The sequence below is a fragment of the Burkholderia sp. RF2-non_BP3 genome (assembly GCF_001522185.1).
GTDB lineage: Bacteria > Pseudomonadota > Gammaproteobacteria > Burkholderiales > Burkholderiaceae > Burkholderia > Burkholderia diffusa.
In genome coordinates this window covers 300075-326596 of sequence record NZ_LOSU01000009.1, presented here as the reverse complement: position 1 = coordinate 326596, position 26522 = coordinate 300075, and the positions used below count along the sequence as shown (strand labels likewise).

The 26522-nt window shown below is 64.4% G+C and carries 25 protein-coding genes and 1 pseudogene; 13 read left to right on the top strand and 13 right to left on the bottom strand.

Going from position 1 to position 26522, the window contains the following annotated elements:
• From WS45_RS34695 to WS45_RS03580, 3 genes and pseudogenes are all read left to right on the top strand, one after another.
• A pseudogene (locus WS45_RS34695) lies at positions 1-135 on the top strand (3-hydroxybutyrate dehydrogenase); the annotation flags it as partial.
• Between the two features lie 129 nt (positions 136-264).
• Complete coding sequence (locus WS45_RS03585; RefSeq protein ID WP_059698220.1) at positions 265-1482, top strand: patatin-like phospholipase family protein; 1218 nt, start codon at positions 265-267, stop codon at positions 1480-1482.
• Positions 1483-1542: 60 nt separating this feature from the next.
• The gene (locus WS45_RS03580; protein ID WP_059698218.1) at positions 1543-2007 is read left to right on the top strand and encodes a hypothetical protein; all 465 of its coding nucleotides are present in this window, start codon (positions 1543-1545) and stop codon (positions 2005-2007) included.
• 61 nt (positions 2008-2068) lie between these two features.
• Here WS45_RS03580 and WS45_RS03575 read toward each other — a convergent pair whose 3' ends face one another.
• On the bottom strand, positions 2069-2953 hold the full coding sequence (locus WS45_RS03575; RefSeq protein ID WP_059698217.1) for a LysR family transcriptional regulator: 885 nt from the start codon (positions 2951-2953) through the stop codon (positions 2069-2071).
• A 118-nt stretch (positions 2954-3071) separates the two neighbouring features.
• On the opposite strand from WS45_RS03575, the gene argC reads away from it, so the two are divergent.
• Positions 3072-4028 (top strand): N-acetyl-gamma-glutamyl-phosphate reductase, encoded by a 957-nt coding sequence (argC, locus tag WS45_RS03570; protein WP_059698239.1) that lies wholly within the window; start codon positions 3072-3074, stop codon positions 4026-4028.
• 151 nt (positions 4029-4179) lie between these two features.
• On the opposite strand, the gene WS45_RS03565 is transcribed toward argC, so the two are convergent.
• Positions 4180-5103: a LysR substrate-binding domain-containing protein gene (locus WS45_RS03565; RefSeq protein ID WP_059689202.1), complete on the bottom strand. Its 924-nt coding sequence runs from the start codon at positions 5101-5103 to the stop codon at positions 4180-4182.
• A gap of 117 nt (positions 5104-5220) precedes the next feature.
• Between WS45_RS03565 and WS45_RS03560 the strand changes: the two genes are divergently transcribed.
• Complete coding sequence (locus WS45_RS03560) at positions 5221-6306, top strand: tartrate dehydrogenase (RefSeq protein ID WP_059698215.1); 1086 nt, start codon at positions 5221-5223, stop codon at positions 6304-6306.
• A gap of 436 nt (positions 6307-6742) precedes the next feature.
• Here WS45_RS03560 and WS45_RS03555 read toward each other — a convergent pair whose 3' ends face one another.
• Both WS45_RS03555 and WS45_RS03550 read right to left on the bottom strand, forming a co-directional pair.
• Positions 6743-7222 carry a nuclear transport factor 2 family protein gene (locus WS45_RS03555; RefSeq protein WP_012365039.1) on the bottom strand — a complete coding sequence of 160 codons (480 nt, stop codon included), beginning with the start codon at positions 7220-7222 and terminating at the stop codon, positions 6743-6745.
• A 55-nt stretch (positions 7223-7277) separates the two neighbouring features.
• A complete protein-coding gene (locus WS45_RS03550; RefSeq protein WP_059698213.1) occupies positions 7278-7892 on the bottom strand; it encodes a TetR/AcrR family transcriptional regulator in 615 nt (204 codons plus the stop codon).
• A 191-nt stretch (positions 7893-8083) separates the two neighbouring features.
• Here WS45_RS03550 and WS45_RS03545 point away from each other — a divergent pair, with 191 nt between their 5' ends.
• Together WS45_RS03545 and WS45_RS03540 are read left to right on the top strand one after the other, a co-directional pair.
• Positions 8084-8722: a GNAT family N-acetyltransferase gene (locus tag WS45_RS03545; protein ID WP_059698211.1), complete on the top strand. Its 639-nt coding sequence runs from the start codon at positions 8084-8086 to the stop codon at positions 8720-8722.
• Entirely contained in the window at positions 8719-9120 is a 402-nt protein-coding gene (locus WS45_RS03540; RefSeq protein ID WP_059698209.1) for a hypothetical protein, read from the top strand. The genes WS45_RS03545 and WS45_RS03540 overlap by 4 nt, the downstream gene beginning before the upstream one ends.
• On the opposite strand, the gene WS45_RS34690 is transcribed toward WS45_RS03540, so the two are convergent.
• The 3 genes from WS45_RS34690 to WS45_RS03530 all read right to left on the bottom strand — a co-directional run bounded on the left by WS45_RS34690 (position 9113) and on the right by WS45_RS03530 (position 11885).
• Complete coding sequence (locus WS45_RS34690) at positions 9113-9322, bottom strand: hypothetical protein (protein WP_156437018.1); 210 nt, start codon at positions 9320-9322, stop codon at positions 9113-9115. The two genes, WS45_RS03540 and WS45_RS34690, sit on opposite strands and share 8 nt — an antisense overlap.
• A 321-nt stretch (positions 9323-9643) precedes the next feature.
• Positions 9644-10672, bottom strand: coding sequence for an L-threonine 3-dehydrogenase (gene tdh, locus WS45_RS03535; RefSeq protein WP_059529060.1), 1029 nt, complete (start codon positions 10670-10672; stop codon positions 9644-9646).
• A 13-nt stretch (positions 10673-10685) separates the two neighbouring features.
• Positions 10686-11885 (bottom strand): glycine C-acetyltransferase, encoded by a 1200-nt coding sequence (locus WS45_RS03530; protein WP_059698207.1) that lies wholly within the window; start codon positions 11883-11885, stop codon positions 10686-10688.
• A 161-nt stretch (positions 11886-12046) separates the two neighbouring features.
• On the opposite strand from WS45_RS03530, the gene WS45_RS03525 reads away from it, so the two are divergent.
• The 3 genes from WS45_RS03525 (at position 12047) to WS45_RS03515 (ending at position 14281) form a co-directional block, all read left to right on the top strand.
• Positions 12047-12658, top strand: a complete 612-nt coding sequence (locus WS45_RS03525) for a helix-turn-helix domain-containing protein (protein WP_059689207.1) — start codon at positions 12047-12049, stop codon at positions 12656-12658.
• 129 nt (positions 12659-12787) lie between these two features.
• The gene (locus WS45_RS03520; protein WP_059698205.1) at positions 12788-13165 is read left to right on the top strand and encodes a DUF2471 family protein; all 378 of its coding nucleotides are present in this window, start codon (positions 12788-12790) and stop codon (positions 13163-13165) included.
• A 102-nt stretch (positions 13166-13267) separates the two neighbouring features.
• Positions 13268-14281, top strand: a complete 1014-nt coding sequence (locus WS45_RS03515) for a tyrosine-type recombinase/integrase (protein ID WP_059698203.1) — start codon at positions 13268-13270, stop codon at positions 14279-14281.
• A gap of 140 nt (positions 14282-14421) precedes the next feature.
• Here WS45_RS03515 and WS45_RS03510 read toward each other — a convergent pair whose 3' ends face one another.
• A complete protein-coding gene (locus tag WS45_RS03510; RefSeq protein WP_059698201.1) occupies positions 14422-15603 on the bottom strand; it encodes a DNA-binding protein in 1182 nt (393 codons plus the stop codon).
• Between the two features lie 1820 nt (positions 15604-17423).
• Here WS45_RS03510 and WS45_RS03505 point away from each other — a divergent pair.
• Entirely contained in the window at positions 17424-18788 is a 1365-nt protein-coding gene (locus WS45_RS03505; RefSeq protein ID WP_059467393.1) for a replication initiation protein, read from the top strand.
• A 90-nt stretch (positions 18789-18878) separates the two neighbouring features.
• Here WS45_RS03505 and WS45_RS03500 read toward each other — a convergent pair whose 3' ends face one another.
• Positions 18879-19940 (bottom strand): ParB/RepB/Spo0J family partition protein, encoded by a 1062-nt coding sequence (locus tag WS45_RS03500; protein WP_059698199.1) that lies wholly within the window; start codon positions 19938-19940, stop codon positions 18879-18881.
• A gap of 23 nt (positions 19941-19963) precedes the next feature.
• Positions 19964-20626 carry a ParA family partition ATPase gene (gene parA / locus WS45_RS03495; protein ID WP_040138954.1) on the bottom strand — a complete coding sequence of 221 codons (663 nt, stop codon included), beginning with the start codon at positions 20624-20626 and terminating at the stop codon, positions 19964-19966.
• A gap of 895 nt (positions 20627-21521) precedes the next feature.
• Between parA and arsC the strand changes: the two genes are divergently transcribed.
• A complete protein-coding gene (gene arsC, locus WS45_RS03490) occupies positions 21522-21878 on the top strand; it encodes an arsenate reductase (glutaredoxin) (protein WP_059698197.1) in 357 nt (118 codons plus the stop codon).
• A 217-nt stretch (positions 21879-22095) separates the two neighbouring features.
• On the opposite strand, the gene WS45_RS33010 is transcribed toward arsC, so the two are convergent.
• Positions 22096-22335, bottom strand: coding sequence for a zf-HC2 domain-containing protein (locus WS45_RS33010; protein WP_082721824.1), 240 nt, complete (start codon positions 22333-22335; stop codon positions 22096-22098).
• Complete coding sequence (locus WS45_RS03485; RefSeq protein ID WP_059698195.1) at positions 22316-22912, bottom strand: RNA polymerase factor sigma-70; 597 nt, start codon at positions 22910-22912, stop codon at positions 22316-22318. Before WS45_RS03485 ends, WS45_RS33010 begins: the two co-directional genes overlap by 20 nt.
• A gap of 373 nt (positions 22913-23285) precedes the next feature.
• On the opposite strand from WS45_RS03485, the gene WS45_RS03480 reads away from it, so the two are divergent.
• Complete coding sequence (locus tag WS45_RS03480; protein ID WP_059698193.1) at positions 23286-23840, top strand: NADPH-dependent FMN reductase; 555 nt, start codon at positions 23286-23288, stop codon at positions 23838-23840.
• A gap of 45 nt (positions 23841-23885) precedes the next feature.
• On the opposite strand, the gene WS45_RS03475 is transcribed toward WS45_RS03480, so the two are convergent.
• Entirely contained in the window at positions 23886-26129 is a 2244-nt protein-coding gene (locus WS45_RS03475; RefSeq protein WP_059529027.1) for a hybrid sensor histidine kinase/response regulator, read from the bottom strand.
• Positions 26130-26522 lie beyond the last annotated feature (393 nt).

Below are 26522 nucleotides of genomic sequence, written 5' to 3'. Positions count from 1 at the left end.
CTCGGCAACACGGTCGACGGCGTGTTCACGACGGTGCAGGACGTCGCGCAGACGGTGCTGTTCCTGTCGGCGTTCCCGAGCGCCGCGCTCACGGGCCAGTCGTTCATCGTCAGCCACGGCTGGTTCATGCAGTAACGTCCTCGCCTCCCTGACGGGAGGCGATTCCCGCATCACGTCCATTCTCACGACTCACGATGGCGTACCGTCGAGCGACGGCACGCCATCCGTCTCCGCCGTCCACGGCGGGATTTCTCGGAGCAACTGATGAAACCGCACGCGCGTACAGAAAAGCAGGCCGTCGATGCGGCGGACCTGCATCACGAAGCCGGCGCGCCGGCCGCTGCGCGGTCGCTGCCTTACGAAACGATCGCGCTCGTCCTGCAGGGCGGCGGCGCGCTCGGCGCGTATCAGGCCGGCGTGTTCGAGGGCCTGCACGAAGCGGGCATTCCGCTCGACTGGATCGCCGGCATCTCGATCGGCGCGCTCAACACCGCGCTGATCGCCGGCAATGCGCCCGAACATCGCGTCGAACGGCTGCGCGAATTCTGGGAAACGATCTGCCAGCCGGCGTTCTTTCCCGCGATTCCGGCCGCGTTCGAGTTCGCGCTGTTCAACAGCATCGATCAGATCCGCACGTTCTTCACCGCGTCGCAGGCCGCGAGCGCGATGATGCAGGGCCAGCAGGGCTTCTTCGTGCCGCGCTTCCCGCCGCCGCTGCCGGGCGTGTCCGATCATCCGGAAAAGATCAGCTGGTACGACACGTCGCAGCTGCGCGCGACGCTGCTCAAGCTGTGCGATTTCGACCGGATCAACTCGGGCGAGACGCGCGTGTCGGTCGGCGCGGTCAACGTCGGCACCGGCAACTTCGTGTACTTCGACAACTCGCGCATCCGCCTCGAGCCCGAGCACTTCATGGCGTCCGGCGCGCTGCCGCCCGCGTTCCCGCCCGTCGAGATCGACGGCGAGTATTACTGGGACGGCGGCGTCGTGTCGAACACGCCGCTGATGGAAGTGCTGCGCGCGCGTCCGCGGCGCGACACGCTCGCGTTCCAGGTCGACCTGTGGAGCGCACGCGGGCCGCTGCCGCGCACGATGGCCGACGTCGCGGAACGTACGAAGGACGTGCAGTATTCGAGCCGCACGCGCTTCGTCACCGACACGCTGCAGCGCGAACAGCGCTACCGCAACGTGCTGCGCCACGTGCTCGAGCAGGTGCCGGAAGAGCAGCGCAAGAACGACCCGTGGTGCGTCGAGGCCGAAGCGATGTCGAGCGGGAAGAAGTACAACATCCAGCACCTGATCTATCAGCAGAAGGCGTACGAGCACCACTACAAGGACTATCAGTTCGGTCTGTCGACGATGCGCGACCACTGGAACGCGGGGCTCGACGACATCCGCAAGACGCTCGCGGTCAAGGACGGCCTCGCGCTGCCCACCAACGACGCGGGCTTCGTCACGCACGACATTCACCGCCGCCGGTAATGCCGCGTGCGACGGACCGGCGCGCTGCCTGCGCCGGCCCGTCCTCCTTTCCGATTCGACATGCCGATTTTCATTGCGCTGTTCGCGCTCATCGCCCTGGGATGGGGCGCGGTTCACCTGTTTCACGTCATCGCCGCGCAGTTCGGCCAGCCGGTCGCGATCGCGGCCGCCGTGCTCGCCGCCGCGATCCTGATCGCGCTGATCGCGTGGTGGATCAAGCGCCGCCGTGACATCGCACCGAACACGAAGGAACAAGGCTGGACCCACATCGTGCATCGCGCGTGGGGCGAGGTGCGCGTGTCCGCGACGCAGGGGCTGCTGTGGCTGTCGCATGACGGCGCGGACGGCCGCTATACGTTGTCGCAGCTCGACGGCTGCGAAGCCGCGCCGATCGACGGCCGCTGGCATCTGGTCGTGCGCGTGCGCGACGCCGTACGCGGCGAATGGAAGCTGCCGATGATGGACAAGCGCGATGCGCAGCGCTGGGCGCGCGTGCTGATGCTCGCGCGGGACAACCGGCTGTGACGTGTCACGGCCACGTGCCGACGCCTGACGCCCGACGAACCGGAATGCCGCTGGCCGCTTTCTAGCGTGCGCCGAGCGCCCATAGCGCGTCGAGCACGTGCTGGGTCGAACGCTCGATCGGGCCGGCACGATGGGCGATGCCCAGTTCGCGCCACAACGCCGGACGCAGCGGCCGCATGACGATGCGTGCGTCCGGCAACGGGGCGCCCGCCTCGTGCGGCAGCAGCGTCGCGCCGTAGCCCGCGGCGACCAGACTCTTGATCGCATCGTTGTAGTTGAGTTCGATGCGCGGCTCGGGGCGGTGGCCACCGAGCGCGAACCATTCCGTCGTGAGCCGCGACAGGCGGGTGGTCGCATCGTTGAGAATCAGCGGGCGCGCGGCCAAATAGGCCGGCGTCACACGCGCCGGCAGCCGCCAGTCCGCGGGCAAAAAGGCGAGCACCGGATCGCGCCGCCACGCGCGGATCGACAGCCCCGCGACCGCCGGCTGCGGCAGCGCCACCAGGCCGACGTCGAGCGTGCCCTGCGCGATGCGCGCCAGTGTGTCGTGCGACGTGAGCACCGCGATCTGGACATCGATGTCCGGATGCCGCTCGCGCAGCCGGGCCACCGCCTGCGGCAACAGATGGGCGATCGCGCCGGTCGAGGCGCCGAGACGCACCCGCCCGGTCAGCCCCTGCACTTGTCGCTCCACGTCGTCGAGGGTCGACTCGACCTCGGCCAGCAGACGGCGCGCCCGCTCCACCAGCACGGCACCGATGGTCGACGGCTGCACGTTGCCGCGCGTGCGCGACAGCAACGGCGCACCGATGCGGCTTTCGAGTTCGGCAACATGAAGGCTGACCGTCGGCGGCGCGAGATGAAGCAGTTGCGCGGCGGCCACGAAGGATCCCTGGTCGGCGATCGCGACCAGCGTACGCAGTCGATCCAGACTGATCTCGCGCATTTCCACCTCTCGTTCAGGAAATCTGAATCTCGCAATCAGGAAATTCAACTTTTCCTATTCTAGGCGTTCGATGGACGATATGGCTTTCCCGACGTCCGAAGCGAGGAACGCGACCATCATGAGCCTCTCCACTGTCTACATCGACGGCGACCAAGGTACGACCGGACTGCAGATCCACGAGCGCCTGCGGAATCGCACCGACCTGCGGCTCGTCACGCTGCCGGATGCCGAGCGCAAGGACCCCGCGCGGCGCGCCGAAGCGATCAATGCATCCGACATCGCGATTCTGTGCCTGCCGGACGCCGCTGCGCGCGAAGCGGTCGGCTTCATCCGGAATCCGGCGGTACGCGTGATCGACGCGAGCTCGGCCCATCGCACCGATCCGGAATGGGTCTACGGCTTTCCCGAGATGATCGACGGACATGCGCAGACGATCGCGCACGCGCGGCGCGTCACCAATCCGGGCTGCTATCCGACGGGCGCGATCGGCCTGCTCGGGCCGCTGCAACGAGCCGGCCTGCTTCCGCGCGACTATCCGGTGAGCATCCATGCCGTGTCCGGTTACTCGGGCGGCGGCCGGGCCGCCGTCGACGAATTCGAATCGAACGGAGCCGCACGCACGAAACCGCTGCAGGTCTACGGCCTCGCGCTCGCGCACAAGCACGTGCCCGAAATCCAGCTGCACGCCGGGCTCGCGCATCGTCCGCTGTTCGTGCCGGCCTATGGCGCCTATCGGCAAGGCATCGTGCTGACCGTGCCGATCGAGTTGCGCCTGCTCCCGGCAGGCGTGACCGGTGAGTCGCTGCATGCGTGTCTCGCGCACCATTACGCCGGCGCGCGCCACGTCGAGGTCACTCCGCTCGCGGATACGCGCACGATCACGCATCTCGATCCGCAAGCGTTGAACGGTACGAACGACCTGCGGCTCGGCGTGTTCGTGAATGCCGAGCACGGTCAGGTGCTGCTGTCGGCCGTGTTCGACAATCTCGGCAAAGGGGCATCCGGCGCGGCCGTGCAGAATCTCGACCTGATGCTCGGTGCGGCGAACGCGGCGAGCACATCGAAGGCGGCGTAAGCTGCGGGCGGGCGTCATCATTGGCAGGTCCGGCGCATCGCGGCCGCCGGTGTGCGCGGCACGCTACCGGATCGCGACGCGGTTGCGAGCCAACGACGGGCGTCCGCCAACACTTTCACATGCTCCCGTAAAAGCTCACCTTTGTCCGATTTCAGGCCGCGTCGTCCCCCGCTGCGGCGTTCAACCCGGCAAGCGCCTCCGCGAGAAAATCGACGCATACGCGCACTTTCGCCGAAGCCGCGACGCGTTCCGGATACACCGCCCAGATGTTCGCCGGCTGGATTACGTCCGGCAGCACGCGACGAAGCGCGCCGCGTTCGATCAGCGGCCCCGCTTCCCAGATCGAGCGCAGCACGATCCCGCGCCCGGCCAGCGCCCATTGCACGGCCACCTCGCCGTGGTTCGTCGACAGCGCGCCGCCGACCTTCACCGTTGCCGTTTCGCCGCGCAGGTTCAGCCGCCAGACGCCGAACGGATGGTCGCGCTCCTTGATCGCGAGGCAGTCGTGCGATGCGAGATCCGCGAGCGTGCGCGGCGTGCCGCGCCGTGCGAGATAGTCGGGCGACGCGCACAGCACGCGATAGTTCGCGGCAAGGCGGCGCGCGATCAGGTGATCGGCGATCTCGTCGCCGATGCGCACGTCGAGGTCGTAGCCTTCGCCCGCGACGTCGACGAGCCGGTCGAACAGATCGAGCCGCACGTTCAGCTGCGGATAGCGCGCGGAGAAGTCGAGCAACGCCGGCGCGACGACATGACGGCCGAAACCGAAGCTGCTCGAGATGCGCAGCGTGCCGCGCGGCACCGTGCGCGTGGTCGACACGTCCTCGACGAGATGATCGACGTCGTCGAGAATCTTCTCGGCACGCGCGAACACGCGTTCGCCGGCCTCCGTGACCGTCACGCGGCGCGTCGAGCGATGCAGCAGTCGCGTGCCGAGTTGCGCCTCGAGCAGCGCGATGCGCTTGCTCACATAGGCGGGCGAGACCGCGAGCTGCTCGGCCGCCGCGCTAAAGCTCGTCAGGCGGACGACCAGGCTGAAGACGCGCAGGTCGTCGAGATTCGGCGATTTATTCACGATTCGTGGAAAGTCGATTAACCTTTCGCATGATTTTAATCTGAATGGAAATAAATAAAATGGCGTCGTGTTCCGCTGCGCATGCTGCCGGCGGCCCGACCAGCCAAGGAGGCTTGCATGAGCGACAAGACGTACAAGATTGCCGTCATCCCCGGTGACGGCATCGGCCGTGAAGTGATGCCCGAAGGCCTGCGCGCGCTCGACGCCGTGACGGCGCGCTTCGGCATCCGTTTCCAGTTCGAGCAGATCGACTGGGCGAGCTGCGACTACTACGCGCAGCACGGCAAGATGATGCCGGACGACTGGAAGGCCCGGCTGTCGGGCATGGACGCGATCCTGTTCGGCGCGGTCGGCTGGCCCGCGACGGTGCCCGATCACATTTCGCTGTGGGGTTCGCTGCTGAAATTCCGCCGCGAATTCGACCAGTACATCAACCTGCGGCCCGCGCGCCTGTTCGACGGCGTGCCGTCGCCGCTCGCCGGCCGCAAAGCGGGCGACATCGACTTCATGATCGTGCGCGAGAACACCGAAGGCGAATATTCGTCGGTTGGCGGCACGATGTTCGAGGGCACCGACCGCGAAGTGGTGATGCAGCAGTCGATCTTCACGCGTCACGGCACGGAGCGCGTGCTGAAGTTCGCATTCGAGCTCGCGCAGCGCCGCGCGAAGCGCCTGACCGTCGCGACGAAGAGCAACGGCATCGCGATCAGCATGCCGTGGTGGGACGCGCGCGCGGCCGAGATGGGCGAACGCTATCCCGAGATCGCCGTCGACAAGCAGCACATCGACATCCTGTGCGCGCGCTTCGTGCTGCAGCCCGACCGCTTCGACGTCGTCGTCGCGTCGAACCTGTTCGGCGACATCCTGTCCGACCTCGGGCCGGCCTGCACGGGCACGATCGGCATCGCGCCGTCGGCGAACCTGAACCCGGACCGCACGTTTCCATCGCTGTTCGAACCGGTGCACGGCTCCGCACCGGACATCGCGGGCCAGTACATCGCGAATCCGATCGCGATGATCTGGTCGGCGGCGATGATGCTCGACTTCCTCGGCAACGGCGCGGGCCGCGAACGCGAGGCGCACGATGCGATCGTCGCGGCGATCGAGGACGTGCTGCGCACCGGGCCGTGCACGCGCGATCTCGGCGGCCAGGCGGGGACGCAGGAAGTGGGAGAGGCAATCGCGGTGCGGATCGCCGGTTGACGGAACGATCCGAAGGCGCGCGGCTCGGAAGGGTTCGATCGATGTCGTGCTCAATGGTGAGCAGCACGACTGACTGCCGCGCACCTTCGTCGATTCCGACGCGCGCGCCTGGAGGCGTGCGTGTCGATGTCGAACGGTGAGTTGCATCGCGCATCGATATACACCGATTGAAACTTGAACCTCACCGCCATGCATGTACGCAACAAGTGCGCCGACGATGTCGCGTGCCGCGCTTCGATCAGTGCAACCGCACCGTTTCCTGCGAAGATCGATCGGTGAGATGCAGGGCGTGAAGAATCACACCGTCCCGCACGGAATGCCTCCTCTCCCGAAAACGCTCACCTCAACCTGCGGCTCCCGTATTCCCTCACCGTTCAGCACAGGCGTCGCGCTCGATGCACGATCGAGCGCGTTCACGCGACGCCATCGTGATGCGTCACAGCCCGAGATCGGACAGGCCGGGATGATCGTCCGGACGGCGACCGAGCGGCCAGTGGTACAGGCGATCCGCTTCGCGAATCGGCAGGTCGTTGATGCTCGCGTGGCGATGCGCCATCAAGCCGTTTTCGTCGAATTCCCAGTTTTCGTTTCCGTATGAACGGAACCAGTTGCCGGCGTCGTCATGCCATTCGTACGCGAATCGCACCGCGATGCGATTGCCGCCGAACGCCCACAGCTCCTTGATCAGCCGGTAGTCGAGCTCGCGCGTCCATTTCCGCTGCAGCAGTCCAACGATCTCGTCGCGGCCCGTCACGAACTCCGCGCGATTGCGCCACCGGCTCTGCGGCGTATAGGCAAGCGACACGCGCTGCGGGTCGCGCGTGTTCCACGCATCCTCCGCGGCACGCACTTTCTGGCGCGCCGTATCGAGCGTGAAGGGCGGAACGGGCGGACGAACTTCCGGGGAAGCGGACATGGGATGCTCCTGTTCAAGGTTGGGGCCGCGCACGAACGCAGCCGGTTGGGACGCGTTACTTCGACGCTCGAGACACCGTATCGAGCAAGAGTTCGGCGGTTGCGCGCGCATCGCGCGCCGCGGTCGCATCGCCGCTGACGAGCGCGACGCCGATCGCGCCGTCGATCAACACCAGCCACTGGCGCGCGAGGCGGGCCAGGCCGCGGCGCTCGATGCCGGCGTCGTCGGCATACGCGTCGAGCCGCTCGCGCACGAACGCAAGCAAGCGCGCCTTGTGCATACGCGCGACGACGCGTACCGGATCGTCGGTGTCGGCAATCTCGCCGGACGCGTTCAGGAACGCGCAGCCGTGAAAATCGGGTTGCGAGAACCAGTCGCGCAGCACGTCGAACATGCCGAGCAAGTGCGCACGCGGCGACTTGCCGCGCGCCAGCGTGGCGTCGACGAACCAGTGCATCCAGCGCTCGTCGCGGCGCTCGAGCGCCGCGACGACCAGCGCCTCCTTCGATTCGAAATGCGAATAAAAGCTCTTTCGCGCGGCACCGGATCGCTTCACGATCGCATCGACGCCCGTGGCGTGGATACCGCCCGAGTAGATCAGCGCTTCGGCCGCGTCGAGCAGCCGGTCGCGAACGACCGGTTCGCCGGAGAAGTCATCGTGTGTGTTCATGGGTTTACGGTAGAACGATCGTTCTCCATCGTCAACTTCCACGTGAAAAGGCCCTGTCGTCGGAAGGGCCGAGCGCCGCCTGGTTTCGATGACGGGCAGCGCATTGCAGGCGGCGTTTACGACATTTTTTCTTGAAGCTGACGCAGGGTGCTCACTACACTTCGGTCAACCTGTCTGGCCGAAAGGACATCATGCAGCGACCGGAATCCGCACGCTCCGAGCGTGCCTATGCGGCTTATGCGAAGCGGCTCGATGGCCGTGTCGTCGTACGGCGTTTCGATCCGCGCAGCGATTCGTACGAGTCTTTGACCGCGTTGCTGCATCGCGCGTACGCGCCTCTCGGCGCCGCGGGCTTCAACTGTCCGGGTGTCGACCAGCCGGCGTCGGCGACGCGCGAACGCATGCTCACCGGCGAGTGTTTCGTCGCGCTCGGGAACGCGCATCTGGTCGCGACGATCACGATGCAGCCGCACGATCCCGATTCGCGGTGCGATCCGTACCGCAGCCGACGCGTCGCGACGCTCGGCCAGTTGGCCGTCGATCCGGTTTGGCAGGATCGCGGCATCGGCCGTGCGCTGCTCGCGTTCGCGCAACGGCGAGCGGCTGCGCGTGGCGCGACGCACCTCGCGCTCGATGCGCCGCATGCGGCTATCCGACTCGTCGACTTCTATCGACGCGAAGGATTTCAGTTGATCGACGTGATGCGGTTTGCAGGGCACAGCTACGACAGCGCGATCCTGTGCAAGGCCGTTGGCTCGTTCGACGGGCGGATACCTGCATCCGACATGACGTCGATCCACGTCGCGCGGCGCGCCGGAGCGGCGTCATGAAACACGAAGCCGACGACGACCGTGCGCGGCTCGCACTGACGCATGCCCGCACGCGGGCAGCGCTGCGCATGCGCGGGCTGGTGAAGCTGACTGTTATCACGATCGCGGTCACGCAAGTTCTGACGTTCGTGTTCGACGCCCTGCTCGCCGCGGTCGGCTACGCGCCGGAAGCCGCGACGTTGCTGCTGTTCCGTTTCGTCACGTGCGCGCTCGTCAGCTTCTGGCTTCAGGCGGACGCATCCCGCGCATATCGGCATGCGGCGCAGTACGGGTTCGTGACGGTGTCCGGTGCGCATGGCGAACTGATCGAGATCGCACCGCAATGCCCGAAACGCTGGCTCGTCGTGTTGAGTCTGCAACTCGAACCGCGATGGTTGAACGGTGAGCGGATCAAATAGCGGGCAGCGCACCGATCGATGCGGCCGGGGATGCTGACAGGTGAGTGCGCATGTCGTTGATCGGCTCACGCATCGAGGCAGTGCCGTGACGACGTTGCGTGGTGACGTGCTGGCGTGGAAGCACATCGCGGCAAGCGGCGATGCGACAGAGCCTCGCTATCCAGGCGCGGCAAACGAAACGGAAGGGCAGGAAGAAAGACATGCGCCGAACGACGCGATGACGTGGACAGGTGAGCGACGCTGACAGGTGAGGTGCACGCGCGATTGCATGTCACCGATGCGTGGCTTGCTGAGGAATCGAAGCGCGATCGCCCTCATATCGCCAACGAGAAACGACGTGCAGCCCATTGACTTACTTGCCTGCGCGCCTCTCGAAAGCACGATCGAGCCGTCATTCGGCACGCAAACACAGCTCCCGAATAATCTCACCTCACGCGTTCGTCGAAGCCGCCCTGCCTCGACAAACGCTCATGCCGACACGAACGGGGCAGTCGGCAAACTCGCCGAGCCGCCCCGCCGGCACTCAGACCGTCCAGTCGAGGATCACCTTGCCGCTTTCACCGGACAGCATCGCGGCGAAGCCTTGTTCGTAATCGTCGGCCGCAAAACGATGCGTGATGATCGGCGAGAGATCGAGGCCGCTTTGCAGCATCGCGACCATCTTGTACCAGGTCTCGAACATCTCGCGCCCGTAGATGCCCTTGATCTCGAGCCCCTTGAAGATCACCTGGTTCCAGTCGATCGCCGTCTGCGCGGGCGGAATGCCGAGCAGCGCGACCTTGCCGCCGTGATTCATCGCCTCGAGCATGCTGGTGAACGCGCTCGGCACGCCCGACATCTCGAGGCCGACATCGAAGCCTTCCGTCATGTGCAGGTCGGCCATCACGTCGCGCAGCGACTCGCGTGCGACGTTGACCGCGCGCGTCGCACCCATCTTGCGCGCGAGTTCGAGCCGGTAGTCGTTGATGTCGGTGATCACGACGTTGCGCGCGCCGACGTGCTTCGCGATCGCGACGGCCATGATGCCGATCGGGCCCGCGCCCGTGATCAGCACGTCCTCGCCGACGAGATTGAACGACAGCGCCGTGTGCGTCGCGTTGCCGAACGGATCGAAGATCGATGCGAGATCGTCTGAAATCTCGGGCGGAATCTTGAACGCGTTGAACGCGGGAATCGCCAGATACTCGGCGAACGCGCCCTCGCGATTCACGCCGACGCCGACGGTGTTGCGGCACAGATGCCGGCGGCCGGCACGACAGTTGCGACAGAAGCCGCACGTGATGTGGCCTTCGCCGGACACGCGGTCGCCGATCGCGAAGCCGCGCACTTCCTGCCCCATCTCGACGATCTCGCCGACGTATTCGTGGCCGACGTGCATCGGTACGGGAATCGTCTTCTGCGCCCAGTCGTCCCACTTCCAGATATGGATGTCGGTGCCGCAGATCGCCGTGCGGCGAATCTTGATCAGCACGTCGTTGTGTCCGACTTCGGGGCGCTTCACGCGCGTGAGCGTGAGACCCGGGCCGCGCTCGAGCTTTGCCAGTGCTTTCATGGTCGCGCCTCCTTCAGACGATGCCGAGCGACTTGCCGACGCGCACGAACGCGGCGACCGTCTGATCGATCTGTTCAGGCGTATGCGCGGCGCTCATCTGCGTGCGGATGCGTGCGCGACCGCGCGGCACGACCGGGAACGAGAAGCCGATCACGTAGACGCCTTCTTCGAGCAGCTTGTCGGCCATGTTGGTCGCGAGCTGCGCGTCGCCGAGCATCACCGGGATGATCGGATGCGCACCCGGCACGAGCGTGAAACCCGCGGCGGTCATCTGTTCGCGGAAACGCGCGCCATTCTCGCGCACGCGTGCGCGCAGCTTCGCCCCTTCGTCGCTGCCGAGCAGTTCCAGCACCTTCAGCGACGCCGCGGCAATGCTCGGCGTCAGCGTGTTCGAGAACAGATACGGACGCGAGCGCTGGCGCAGCAATTCGACGACCTCGCGGCGGGCCGCGATATAGCCGCCCGATGCACCGCCCAGCGCCTTGCCGAGCGTGCCGGTGATGATGTCGACGCGACCGTCGACGCCGCAGTGCTCGGGCGTGCCGCGGCCATGCGCGCCGATGAAGCCGACCGCGTGCGAATCGTCGACCATCACGAGCGCGCCATAACGATCGGCGAGGTCACAGATGCCTTTCAGATCGGCGATGATGCCGTCCATCGAGAACACACCGTCGGTCGCGATCAGCTTGTGGCGCGCGCCCGCTGCGTCGGCTTCCTTCAGCTTCGCCTCGAGATCGGACAGGTCGTTGTTCTTGTAGCGGAACCGCTTTGCCTTGCAGAGGCGGATGCCGTCGATGATGCTCGCGTGGTTCAGCTCGTCGCTGATCACCGCGTCGTTCTCGTCGAGCAGCGTCTCGAACAGGCCGCCGTTCGCATCGAAACAGCTCGAATAGAGGATGCTGTCTTCCGTGCCGAGAAACGACGCCAGCGCGCTTTCGAGCTGCTTGTGCACGGTTTGCGTGCCGCAGATGAAGCGCACCGACGCCATGCCGAAGCCATCCTGGTCGAGACCGGCCTGCGCCGCGGCGATCAGGCGCGGATCGTTCGCCAGACCGAGATAGTTGTTCGCGCAGAAATTCAGCACGCCGGCACCGCTGGCGAGCCGCACGGCCGCCGCTTGGGGACTCGCGATCTCGCGCTCGGTCTTGTAAAAACCGTCCGCGCGGATCTGGTCGAGCGTCCCGCGCACCTGGGCGAGAAAGGCATCACGCATCGCAAAGCTCCTGACATGGGTTCGCAATCCGCCGCGCGCCGCTCGTGGCGGCAGCGCAACGGCCTGCTACTGTTATAGTCGGTCGTTCGGTTGACCGCATTTATCCGATATTCCGAACTAGAATTCGAAATACCGAACAACTCTAAGCGAACGGAAACCAAATGGCAAGTTCCTCCGCGTCGCGGCGCACGCGTGCCGGCGCCGCACTGCAGCCGCCGGGCGTGACGCCGCCGCGCGTCGGCGAGCAAATCCAGCGCCTGCGCAACGAACGCAAGCTGACCCTCGACGACCTGTCGCGCGCAGCCGGCGTATCGAAGTCGATGCTCTCCGAGATCGAGCGTGACAAAGCCAATCCGACGATCGCGGTCGCATGGCGGCTCACGAATGCGCTCGGCATCACGCTCGACGAGCTGTTCTCGCAGCCGAAAGCGCCGGAAACGATCCGCGTGGACGGCCCGCACGACATCCCGACGCTCGCCGGCCACGACGGCCGCTATCAATTGCGCGTATGGGGTCCCATCGACCTGGCCGGCAAGTTCGAGTGGTACGAGCTGACGCTGCCGGGCGGCGGCGCGCTCGTGTCGAACGCGCACGAACCCGGCACGCGCGAGCATCTCACCGTGCTGCAGGGCGCGATGGAAATCGAAGCCGCGGCGGCGAGCCGGCGCCTGAAGGCCGGCGACACCGCGCGCTACCCAGCCGACACACCTCACGCCATCCGCAACCCCGGCAAGGCCGAAGCGCGCGCACTACTGATCGTGATTCATCGCTGACGATGCGAATAGCTGGCCGAAAGGCCAGTTGCGGAAAATACTGTATGTTTGTACAGTATACGGACATTCCGCCATGCATTGGCCGGGCCGGCGCACCGAGGCGCCTGCTCCGGTCGACAGGAGCCTGCGATGACAGAAGAACAAGATTTGGCCGCGCTCAGCTTCAAGGCTGCCGCGCATGACCTCGAGTTGATTGTGCGTCATATAGCCGGGCGCTACATCCATCAGCGCGTCCCGCTGTCGTGGCGTCTGCTGCACGCCATCGAAGCCGAGGCGCTCGCCGATCTCGGCTTTGCCAGCCGGCACGAAGCCGGCATGCGCCAGTTGTTCGAACGGCCGTCGGACATGACCTTTCCCGAAACGGATGATCCGATCGACTTCGGACGATCGAATGCACTACCCGCTGTCTTCTCGTTCGCGGTCCTCGCGTATGAAGCCGCAGCCAGATCGCAGGAAGCAGCACCCCGCGAGCGCAATCATCGCCCGTCCAAGGCGTGGGGCGACTGATACCCGGCCCCGGCCGTTCGACACGGCGGCCGGCTCCCGCATCCTGCTGCCCGCGACGTTGCGGATAGGGCTACCATATACGCAACTAACGGAATAAACGACATGTCCCTTCCCACATCCTCCGACACCCCCGCACGCCCGGAAGAAAAGGATCTGTTCGACCGCGGTGCGTCCGACTGGATCGTCTCGCCCGAAGCCGCGTTCGACGCCTGGCTTGCCATGCAGGACTACCGCCGTTCGTCGGCCGACGTCTACCGCGCACAATGGGGCGCTTTTCTCGCATGGCTACGTGCACATCAAAAAAATCTGGCCACGGTCGATACCGCAACGATCGCGAATTTCGTCAGCGAGCTTCCTATCCGGAAAACTCAGCGAATGCGCTATTTGAGGCTGATCGAACGCGTGCTCGACCACATCCGGCGCACCGAGCTCGCGTCCACCAACCCGGCCCGCTTCATTGCTCAGGATGGCGAAGCGAACTGGCGCCAGGCACGCGACAATGAGCCGACCGGTTTCCTGACACCGGCCGAACGCGCGAAGTTGCTGGCCTACCTGTTTTCGCCGATTGGTGTATCCGGCTCCGCATACTGGAAGGAGCGGCGCGACCGCGCACTCGTCGCCGCATTTCTCGGGGCCGGCGTGAAAACCGGCGAAGCACGCGTGCTCACGATTAGTTGCATCAATACGGGTGGAACGTCGCTGCAGATCCCGTCGACGCATCCCGATTTCGCGCGCGAAACCCATCTGGCCTCGTTCGCGATCGCGTTGCTCGAAGCATGGCTCGTGGAGCGCAAGCGCCAGGAGATTCCGGGGGAGCTCGTGTTTCCGGCATCGCACGCCGGGCGGCCGATGCACAAGGCGACGATGCTGCGCGCGATCGATGCGATCGTCGAATCTGCGGGGCTCACGTCGTCACGCACCGCACGCGCGAGCCCGCAAACGCTGCGCAACACTTACGCAGCGGAACTGTTCGAACATGACGTGCCGCCCGAGCGGGTCGGCAAATGGCTCGGCTTCATGCGGCCGATTTCGTCGAACCGTCTGCACCGCGCATGGAAAAACTGGCGCGATGATCTCGCGAATGGTGACGTGTCCGAGCAAGACGAAACGCTCTGATGCCGAGCCGGCTGCTCACGCGACATGACTCGTGAGCAGCCTTGTGCGGCGTAGCCTCACCGTTTCACAGCTCCCGGAAAACCTCACCTCACGCGTCCCGAATCGCCTCACCTGTGCGATCCCTGTGCCGGGGCGACACGTCAGTCGCGCGCAAAGCGCGCGATCGCTTCGAATCGGGAAGGCCAGGGCCCCGACGCATGTTCGCACTCGGGGCACGACACTTCGAATCCGTCATCGCCATGCGACAACTCCGGTTCCCCGTCGCAATGCGGGCACTGGCTCGGCACCGGAATTTCGTGGTCCAGTGACGTCCCGATTGCGGAAAACGCATCCGCATCGAGCTGACCTGCGTCGGCCAGGCGGCGAATCAGTGCGGAAATCTCCGGATTCATCCCGCGGCTCGCGCGCAGCGTATTCGCGTCGCGTGTCGCGCGGTCCAGTTCGTCGCTCTGGGTGCGCAACTGTTCCTCGAGCCGGTCTGCGCGGGCCTTGGCCGAACTCAGTTGCTGAAGAAAATCGAATTCCTTGCGCTGCACGTCGCGCAGACCGCTCTGGTAGGTCGACGCCATGCTGCGCAGCGAGTCCAGCTCGACCAGCATCGGTTTGACACGGCGCTCGGCTTCGGCCACCGCATCCTTGATCTGCTGCGCGTAGTGTTCGGTGCGCTGCTGCAATTCGGCTTGCAGCGTGTCGATGCGGTCGCGCAGCGTCGCATTCTGCGTCTGCTCGGTGTCGACGCGGCCGGCCATGACGGCCAGTTCCTTTTCAAGTCGAGCGACTGTGGTGAGCAGTGTCGCCTCGTTTGCCGAACCGTGCGTCGACTGCGAAGCCAGCTGCACCTCGAGTTCGGTCACACGCGCCTGCAGCTGCTCGTTGCGGGTTTCACTGCGCGTCAGTGCACCCTCGAGGGTTTCCTGGCGAACCGTGGCATCGCGCAGCCGTTGTTCCGCATCGGTCAGGCCGGCGCGAACCTGTTCGCGATCGACATCGAGGCTTTCCCTGGCCGCTTTCAAGGCCTCTTCATATAGCGCGCCGAGCAACGCGCCTGCCTTTTCTTCGACCGCTTTCGGGATCGCCGCACCGTCGAGCCGGATTTTCGATGCAGAACGGATTCGTTCCCAGAAATGATCGATGTCCTTTGGAATGTCGCTGGCGCTGCCGGTCTGGGTCAGGTCGCGAACGTTGGCGGCCGACGGTCGGATACCGAGATCGAAGAACAACCGCTTGCACGCATGTAGGGACAACTCCTGGCGGCGCGCGCCGCTCGCGCGAAGCGATTCCAGTTCTTCTCGGATGACTTCACGCATTTCATCCAGCGTCATGGGAGAACTCACAGACATTGATATGTTGCGATCATAACGAAATACGTATTTTTTGATACTTGTTTTCGCGGAGTGTCGTGAATTTACGTCGCCGTTCAGAGAAACCAGCGCTGTGGGCCAATCCGGACGAACCAGCTCTTCGATTCCGTGAAACAAAGCGAAGAAAACAAGGCAAGTCCTTGTCCCGAAAGCATTTTTGAGTAGGCCCCGAAAAAGTGCATTTGTTTCACATGACCGACGTCATCGCAGCCGGTCGGTGTTCAGGCGTTGGGTCTCTGTGGAAAACTCGACGACCGATGTCTTGAGAGTATTAGAAGTAAACACCCTTGAACCCTTAGTTAAAAACGTTAACGCCACGGCACAGCCTTATGTAGCAAGGCTTTCCGGCCGACAAGGTGAAGTTTTACGGGAACCAAGGTGATCTTCTGCGGGAGCTGAAGTGATGGGGTTCGGGGATCTGCGTGAGCCGATGCAGGAAAGGTCGTGAGCGGATTCGGGATCACAGTGAAACATGAGATTCCCCAAAGGTGAGGTTTTTCGGGGCCACACAGCCACAGACCCCTTGCGGTGCCTACGCGCACAGTTTTCTGCCTGTGCAGACACAGGTGAGAATTTGCGGGACCTTCTTCGCGCCCCTATTCTGCCCATCTTTTGAGCAGTTTTCGGGAAAGGTGAGGTTTCACGGGACTACACAGGGATTTGCTGTGAGGATTTCCGGGAAACGACCGTCATTTTGCACAGCAAAAGTGCCTGTGAAGCCAGTGAGGCCCGAAAGGTGAGGCTTTTCGGGAGCAAAATCCGGGTTTTCCTGCACGGATCCCGATAAGGTGAGCTTTTTCGGGGCATCGATCACAGGCTGCCGGGCGCCTCACAGGTGAGGTTTTTCAGGAGCGCCATTTGCTCGAAGATTGGCCTAAGGTGAGGGTTTCCGGGATCGGAAGTGCAGCGAATTCGCTGAAAAGCCCACCGGGACTGGCGGAAATCTGATTTTCGCTGTGCCACTTTTTGGCACAGGTGAGATTTTTCAGGAGACAGCACACAGCTGCCGCATCCGCCCGACCGCCGTAAAGGTGAGGCTTTTCGGGGGATGATCGCCGGACACAGCGGAATGCCTGGCGCGGATAAGTATCGGATGTCATTGACATTTTTGATACCGCGGCGGTTACGGTGAGATTTTTCGGGAGCAGCTTCCGCGTTCGTTGTAACGTCGTTTTTATCGTCAAGGTGAGGGTTTTCGGGAGCCTTGAACTGCTGATCCCGCGTGGGTCGGGGATTCATCGATATCGAGGTCACAGAATTTCGAGCCGACAAGGTGAGAATTTTCGGGACCGAACGGATTCTGTGCGCTGTACAATGCGCGCCCGGGCCAGTGAAACGGTTTCGATCGACGTTGCGGACACGCTTTTCGGTGCCGGTTTCCGGATGCGGGGCGCGGTCGCGATTGCCCCATCAGCCGCGCCTGTACATGCATACAGGGCGTTGCGGGCCTGTCCGCTCGATGCCGCGACGGCCAGTGGTGGCGCTGTGACGAGCACCCGGAAGCGCAGTCGTAAAATTACGACAAATCGAAAGGTGAGCCGATACGGGAGCAAATTTCGCACGTATCGAGCACAGGCAAAAATCTGTGAATCCGCGCATCCCGCGACACGTCTGGACGAGTCCGAAACGCTTTAAATCCGGACCGGTGAGGGTTTTCGGGAGAGGGTTGGGGTGAGTGCCGTTTTGCGCGCGCACTTCACCGGCTATGGTGAGCATGTCGTTCTGGACGCACATCACCACAGGCGCTATCCTTCCGTGAAACTTCTCCTCCGACCAGACGCATGGCCACGAAGCGCGCCAAGAAAACCGATGTGGATGTGGTGAGTGCCAGTTCAGCCGAATTGCGTAAGGCCGTCGAGGCGATCGCAATTCAGCCGAAGAGCGGCAAGATCACGCTCCTGACCCGCAAGCTGTTCAACGTCCTGCTCGCCGTCGCGCAGCAGGCCGACGACTCGGGCGATACCTATCGCGCGCTGCTGTCGGACATCGTCGCCAACTCCGCCTTCGATTCGAACGACACCGCTCTGGTGAAGGAACACCTGCGCCGTATGGTGTCGGTCCAGGTCGAATGGAGCACGGGGACGTCGAGCCAGAAGCCGGGCCGCAAGTGGGGGATCTCGACGCTGATCGCCGATGCCGAAATTCTCGAGGATCCGGCCACCCGCCGCGTGTGGGTCGAATTTTCATTTGCACCGAAGATCAAGAAGAAGCTGCTCGACCCGGTCCAGTACGCGCGTCTGAGCCTGCAGTTCCAGAGCCAGCTGCGCAGCAGCGCTGGTCTTGCGCTCTACGAAATCTGCGTGCGCTATCTGACGAACCCGAGCCACCTGACGATGCGCGAGCCGTGGGAATGGTGGCGGCCGATCCTGTCGGGCACGCCCGATACGGAAGCCGGCGACGAGGCGAAGCGCGAGTACAAGTACTTCAAGCGGGACTACCTGCGTCCGGCGATCGCCGAGGTCAACGCGGTCACCAACATCTTCGTCGAGCTGATCGAGCATCGTGAAGGGCGGCGGGTCGCGGAGATCCAGTTCCGCGTGACCGAGCGCAAGCAGCCGATGCTCGCGCTCGACGAGCACCCGAACGTGTTCGACAGCACGCTGGTCGACCGGATGGTGAAGCTCGGGATTCCGCTCAAGGAAGCGCAGACGCTCTACGCGGACAGCGAAGAAAACCGGATTCGCGCCGCGCTGCAGATGACCGAGCAGCGGATGCGCAGCACGACGCTGCCGCCGGTGCGCAGCGCGCCCGCGTTGTTCAAGGACGCGCTGAAGAAGGGTTATGCGCCGCCGGTCGAGTCCGTCGACGCGCTGCCTTCCGGCACGCCTGCCGCGAAGGCCGTCTCGGCGCAGCCGGACGATCTGAAGGCGCGTCTGTTGAGCGAATTCGCGGCGTTCCGCCGCAAGGAAGCGAAGGTGCTGTACGAGGAGCAGGGCGACGCGGAGCGCGAAGTGGCGCGCGAGTCGTTCGAGTCGGAGGTGTTGCCGACGATGGGCTCGCACCTGCGCGACGACTGGCGCAAGCGCGGTCTCGATTCGAAGCTGGCCGAGACGGCCTTTTTCGACTGGCTCGCCCAGAAGACCTGGGGCGAGCCGACCGACGGCGACCTGCTGTCGTTCACCCTGAATCAATCTCGGGCCGCCTGAGGCCCGTCCAGGCCCCTCTGGCGGGGCCGTCGCCGGCGGCCCGCCATTCGGCGGGCCCGGCGCCTTGCCAGGCCCTGCCGGCCGTTTCCATCAATCCGACAACAGCATCCGCTCGAGCTGCTCGAGGATCGCGTCGCGCTTGTCCTTCGGGAGGCCGCGCAGGCGCAGTTCGATGCGGTCTTCGCCATACGACTTCAGGTCGCCGACCGACTTGCCGCCGAGCTTGATCTCGAGACGTTGCGCATAGCGCTGGCGACCCGCCGGCTTCGGCGTTTCCTGCGCCGCGACGCGGCCCTTGACGATGTCCGACACCTGGCGCGTGCTGAGATCGTCGGACACGATCTTGTTGATCAGCCGCAGCGTCGCCTCGGTGCCGCGCGCATTGTGATAACGGCCGACCTGATACGCCATGTTCGACCCGAAGCGATCGGGGCGCGCGACCATCTCCTGCATCACGCTTTCCGGCAGCTTGCCGATCGACAGCGCAACCGCGACCGTCGACTCGTCGAGGCCGAGATGCTCGGACAGTTCCTTCTGACTCTGGAAATGTTTGTCGTCGAGGAAACGGCGCCATACGACGGCGTTGTCGAACACCGTCTGCGAATCGCGTTGCACGTTCAGGTCGTAGCCGAGCTTGTAGCTCTGGATTCCGATCGGCACGTCGATCACGATCGCCTTCACCGACTCCTTGTTCGCTTCCTTCAACGCACGCACACGACGGCCGCCGTCGCTGACGAAATACGAACCCGGATTGTCGTAGTCCGGAATCACGTGGATCGCCTGCTGTTGCCCCTGCTTCGCGAGGTTGACCGCGAGTTCGGCAATCGACGACTTCAGATAGAAGTGCCGCGGGTTGAACGGGCTATGCTTGATCGCCTTCAGCGACAGCTCGATCACCTGGCCGGGCGCATAGCGGTTCTCGAGGCGCCACGCGCGATATTGCGGCGATTCGTCGGTCGACGGATCGAGCAGGACGTCCGGGGCCGGCGGCGGCGCGATGTCCTTCTTGGCGGACTTCGTCGGCGCCGGCGTGGCCGTCTCGGACTTGACGATGCCGTCGATGGCATTCAGCCGATCAAGCGCCGTGCGCTTCTCGCTCGTCGTGATATCCGGGCGCGCCTGGAATCCTTTTGCAAATTGGGAGGGTTTCATGCGACTCCTTTATGCGCATAAAGTCAGGGCAGCATGGCGACGATTTCGTCGGCACATGCGCGGATTTCCGCGGCGGCCAGCTTCGCGCCACGATCGTTCATCTGCAGCACGGTCTGACCGAGCGCCATCGCCTGCTTGTACGCTTCCCGGGTCGGGATTTGCGTCTTCAGCAACGGGAAGCCGAGTTCCTCGAGCGCGCGCTTGAGCTCGCGGGTCAGCATGCGCTTCTCTTCGGTCTTGTTCAGCAGGAAGACGGCGCGGAGATCTTCGTTCATCACCTGCGCCTGCTGAATCAGCTTGACCAGCCCGACGCTCGACCAATAATCGGCCGGCGACGACGAAGTCGGGATCACGGCGATGGATGCGGCCAGCAGCACGACGCCGGAGACCTTCTCGGTGATCGACGGCGGGCAATCGACGACGATGATGTCGTAGTCGTTGATGAACTTCTTGATTTCGCGATGGATCTGGCCGCCGGCTTCGGCGAGGTTGACGACCGGGAACGGGATCCCGGCGTCGCTGTCACCGGATGCGCTCGACCAGTGAACCAGTGTGTTTTGACCGTCTGCGTCGATGACGAGGACGCGCTTCCCTTTCTCATGGAATGCCGCGCCGAGGTGCATGGCAATCGTGCTTTTGCCGACGCCACCTTTTTGTTGAGTGACTGCAATGATTTCCGCGGCCAATTTTCACTCCTGTTTTTGGTCGTTGGAATTCTACAGGACGATATTTATATTTCAATGAAATTGTCGTTCGCCAACTACGCGTTAGCCATTCGGGCGATTGGTTTATGCGCATAAACGAGCTGGGGATGTCGGATGGCTGGCGCCGGTGGAGGAAGCGAGGTCGCTGCGGTGGATGATGAATGGTGATGCTCTTGGCGACGGGCGGCTTCGGTTCCACGTTTGGCACACTGATCGGCACTGCCCTATCCATCGTTGAAGGGGGCGCTGCCGTGGTGTCGGGGAGTTTGTGCGCATAAACTTCGGCAGTGCCGGAGAGTACCGACGACTCTGAGTTCTCGCTTGAGCGTGCTCCCCGATGGCAAACGCTGCGCGGCTCAGACCGATGCGACGCGATACATGCCATGTTCAGTGACGAAGCGCGCTGGCCGTCCCCACTGTGTTTATGCGCATAAACCATCTGGAGGCTCGGCCGTTATCGAAGGTCGCACGCCCCAGACTCCATCACGCATTGCGCTGATGATCGTTCGGCGCATCGAAGTGCCCGCGCCGACCGTGATATCCGCGGTCCTTTCCACCAGGGGACGCGCTAGCTTTATGCGCATAAACCCCGCGCGGATACATGAGGTGGCGCCACGTCGGCGCCGTCAACACGACATGACGATGAGTCTGATCCCCTGAGCTATCCGCCACCGAAGACGGCGTCGCAAATTCCCCATGCAACTCACTTTATGCGCATAAATGCACCAAGCGGACTACGCACTCGTCGGCGCAACTCACTTTCCTCTGCACGCCACACCGAGATTCCAATCCCCTTCCACCCGTGTACCGACACCCCGCCGAAACACCCGCAACCAGACTGGCTACAATACGGGCCTTTCTCATCCAGGCCCGAACGATGATCACGATCTACCACAACCCCCGTTGCTCGAAGTCTCGCGAAACGCTCGCATTGGTCGAGACACTGAACACCACCGGCACGCAGGTGAACGTCGTCGAATACCTGAAGACGCCGCTGACGGTCGAAGAACTGGAAGCGCTGCATCGTCAGCTCGGGCGCCCGGCGCGCGACATGCTTCGCGACGGCGAGGAGCCGTACAAGACGCTGGATCTGGCCCGTACGAACCTGACGGACGCGGAAGCCTACGAAGCGATTGCGGCGCATCCGATTTTGTTGCAGCGTCCGATCGTCGTGTATCGAGGCAAGGCCGCCATCGGCCGCCCGCCCGAGTCGGTGCGGGCGCTGTTCGAATAATTTTAGTTCGGCGTATTTTTCTTATCGAATCGATCTCGACGCGAGCGCGCCGGGATCGACCGACAGGATTCGCAACCGCCAGCCGATCCCCGACGCCACGCAGCAGACAGCCCGTACTCGGCGCGCTCGCCCCACAAGGCGCCTCCAGCACCGACCCTACGACGTCAACAACGACATCGCCAACTGCGACGCGCAACCACAAACCGACATCGGCAACTTAGCCCTTCGGCGCGTCGCCCGACGACTCGTCCCGATCACCCCTCGCCTCATCCACCATCCCCCGCCCCGCCGCTGCATGCGCCGCCGTTCGCAGCATCGCGATCTGCCCACGATATGCGCGGCATCCGCTGCAAGCCGGCAGATGCACGTGCACCTGCATGCGTTCATGGAGCGTCAACGATCGGTCGAGCGCATCCGACAGCAGTCGCGTCACGTCTCTACATTTCCCCGGCAGCATCTTCGGTCGTCAGTCCTTTTTCGCTCAGGCAGGTGCGCAGGCGCGTGCGCGCCCGATACAGCAGCACGCTGCAATGATTCGTCGTCAATGTCAGTTCGCTGCAGATATCGGCAATCTCGACGTCGAGAAATTCGCGCATCATGAATACGCGTCCGATGTATTCCGGCAGGTGGTCGAGGCAGACTTGAAACAGCGTCCAGAACTGCCGTTGCTGCAGCAGCGTTTCGGGGCGTGCCCATGGTCGCGGCTTCGTGTGCGCGGCCCAGTGCCCGTTTTCCTTGAACAACTCGCGATCGAGCGCGGATTCGCCGTCGAGCTCCGCATCGAGTGCGGACAGACTCACCGTCCGCTGCCGTGCACGCAGAATGTCGATCAGCTTGTTGCGCAGGATGCCGAACACCCAGGTCTTGTGGGCCGACCGTCCCGCGAACTCCCCCGCATGCGTCCACGCAGCGGTCAGCGCTTCCTGCACGGCATCCTCGGCCGCATCGGCATCGCGCAGTTGGAGTCGCGCGAAGCGCAACAGGTCGCGGCGCAGTTGCGCGAGATAGGTGGGGTCGTCGTACGCGGACGGCATGGCGGGTCGGGAGCCTTACGGAGCGGAGGCGATCATGTGGGCGCCGTCGGGCGGGCGCATCGCGGTGCGAGCAGCTTACTGGTCGAGACGCCGCGCTGCAACGGATGTTCCGTCACGAATTCACGAAGCCGGCTGGCGCGCTGCGCTATGCTTGCCGGAGCCCCGCACCGCGCGTCGTGAAATCGCGACGCGGGCGGTCTGTAACATCAGATCATAGTGGCCAAGTTATCCACAATTTCTGTGGAAAACCTTGTGGAAAGTCGGCCGGTCGGCCCCGTGGGACGGCTCGCGGGCTGGCTTGCCTATAAACAGACCTTTGTCGCCTGTTCGGAATCAATCGATCCGATTCCTCACCCACCGGAAGGAGAAAGCCATGCCCTATCGTGTTGCAGTCGTCGTCGGCAGCCTGCGTCGCGGTTCCTGGAACCGCGCGCTCGCGCATGCCGCGATCTCGCTCGCCCCCGCCGATTTCTCGTTCGAATTCGTCGAGATCGGCGAACTGCCGCTGTACAGCCAGGACTACGACGCGGATTTTCCGGAAGTCGCGAAGCGCTTCAAGCAGTCGATCGAAGTCGCCGACGCACTGCTGTTCGTCACGCCCGAATACAACCGGTCGATCCCGGGCGTACTGAAGAACGCGCTCGACTGGGGCTCGCGCCCGTGGGGTCATAACTCGTGGTCCGGCAAGCCGGGCGCCGTGCTCGGCACGTCGCCGGGCGCGGTCGGCACCGCGCTCGCGCAGCAGCACCTGCGCAACGTGCTCGCGTATCTCGACGTGAAGACGCTCGGGCAGCCGGAAATGTTCATCAAGCATGACCCGGCGCGCATCGACGACGAGGGGCAGATCGTCAGCGAGGACACCCGCAAGTTCCTGCAGGGTTTCGTCGACCGCTACGTCGACTGGGTGCGCGTGCTGAAGGCGGCCTGAGCGCCGTCCCCTTCCCGCCGCCGGCACCGGCCCGCATGCCGCGGGTCAGGCGCCGGCATGCCGCGCATCGCGCGCTTCGCGGATACCGAGCAGGATCTCGTCGAGCAGCGCGATGTCGAACGGCTTCGACAGCACGCGCACGTTGACGGTACGCGTGCGGTCGAGTTCCTCCGCATATCCCGTGACCAGGATCACGGGCAGCTTCCCCGGCCGCTTGTCGATCGCTTCGGCGAGATCGATGCCGTTCAGGCGGCCCGGCATGTGGATATCCGAGATCACCAGATCGAAGGCGTCGTTCGCGGCCGCACCCTCGATCAGGCGCAACGCGTCGTCGGCGGTGGGCGCGTAGGTGACGCGGTGCCCGAGCAGCGTCAGCAGCGCTTCGGTGCCGGCCGCGACTTCGCTGTTGTCTTCGACCAGCAGCACGTGCAGGCCCGCGAGCGCGCCGGTGTCGTGCGCGACGGGCTGCGAGCGCGCGACGATGTCCTCGACGCGTGCGCGCGGCAGGTAAAGGCGCACCGACGTCCCGGCGCCGACCGCGCTGTCGATCGTCGCGAGGCCGCCCGAGCGCTCGCAGAACGCGAACACCTGCGGCAGCCCGAGCCCCGTTCCCATCCCCTGCGCCTTCGTCGTGAACAGCGGCTCGAACGCGCGCGCAAGCACGTCGGGCGCCATGCCCGAGCCCGTATCGTCGAGCGAGATCTGAACGAAGTCGCCGATCAGCGGAAAGCCGTCCTCGCGGCGCAGCGTCACGTTGCGCGCACCGACCGTGAAGCGGCCGCCCGCCGTCATCGCATCGCGCGCGTTGACGGCGAGATTGATCACCGCGAGCTCGAGCTCCGCGACATCGACCCGGATCGGCCAAATGCCGGGCTCGATCGCGACGACCAGCGACGACTTCGAACCGAGCGACGTCTTCAGCAGTTCGCGACACGTGCCGAGCCACTGGCCGACGTCGATCGTCTCGTTGTGCAGCGGCTGCTTGCGCGCGACGCCGAGCAACTGGCGCGTGAGCGACTGGCCGTTCTTCAGCGCGCGTTCGATCGCGCCGAGTTCCTTGTCGAGATGCTGGACGCCGCGTCGCCGCGCGATCTGCACGTTGCTCGAGATGATCATCAGCAGGTTGTTGAAGTCGTGCGCGACGCTGCCGACCAGGTTGCCGAGCGCCTGCATCTTGCGCGACTGCCGGTATGCCGATTCGATCGAGCGCCGCATCGACGCTTCGGCCTGCCAGCGGTCCCACGCCTCCTCTTCCGCCTTCAGCCGCTTCAGCGACAGCCAGATCACCGACCACAGCGCGATCGACGGCGCGAACATCGAGATGAACAGCACGCTCAGGTGTTCGTACCATTCATGCCAGATCGCGGAGGTGCGGTACGCGCAGGTCACGTACACGGGGTAGCTGCCGACCTGGCGGTACGCGACGATCTCGCTGCTGGCGCCGTCGTGGCGCACGCGCACGACGCCCGCGCGCGGATCGTTGCGCGCGTTGCCGAACGTGGCCGTGAGATCGGTGTGCGCGAGCGACGGCGGCGGCGGATACGACGCGATCACCGCGCCGTCGGAGCGCGCGAGCGCCATCGTCATCGGCGTGGCCGCGCCGCCGAGCAGGTCGCGGTAGAACGCATTGAAATACGACGACTTCAGCGCGATCGAGACCATTCCGGCGAACGAACCGTCGCTGTGGCGTCGCGCGACGCCCGTGTTGAACACGGGGATATTCTCGAGCTTGAGCGGCCCCATCATCAGCTTCGAGATGTGTTCGATCACCTTGCCGTCGCGGATGCCGGCGAAGTCGTCGCGATACGCGATCGACGCATAGGGCGCCGGATAGTAGAGGCTGTTCGCGAGCAGCATCCCGCTCGCACCGAAGATCGACACCGCCGCCACCTGCGGATAGCCGCCGCCGATCGTGTTCAGCGCTTCGTGGATGTCGGATTCGTGGCGGCGCACGGTGGCGTCGTCCATGTCCTGCACGAGGTCGACGATGCGCGCGTCGAGCGTCTCGCTCAGGTCGAACACCTTGAGCGCATGCTCCTCGGCGACGCGCACGGTGCGCATCGTCACGTCGCTCGCCGCGGCCTCGCGTGCCTTCAGGTCGTTGTACGCCATGACCGACACGTAGATGCACGGCAGCACGATCGCCGCGACCAGCAGCACGATCAGCGTCACGCGCCGGACCGCGAAATCGTGCTCGGGTGCGCCGGACGCATAGCTGCCGTCGTCCTGCCAGTCGTCGGCGGGCGGGGAGACGGGTGTACGGGAGTCGGCGGGACGTTCGGACGTCATCGAGGAAGGCGGGCCAAGCTGAGATGTTCAATCATAAACGAGTTGCGCTTGCCCGCCGTACCCGCGCGCGGATGTGCAACCTGATGATTCCGACAGGGGCGAAATGAAAGTTTGAAAACGCTATGAATCCGGCAGCGCAAACGTACACAAAGAAAAATTTTGCGTGCTTATCTTGAAAATGGTCGCGCCTGTTTTCGGAATGCCCGCCGATCGAACCGATTTTGTTCGAAATGGTGAAAATGGCGAGTTGCACTGCCTTCGGTTTACTCAGAGAATCGCGCCTTGCTTTCCCTATGACAGATATATGCGCCCGCCGGCGTTCGCGGCGCGGTGTGTCGCGTGCCTCGCGCCGCGCCGCCCGCGCTTGATTGCACGGCGCCTCAAGAAGCGCGC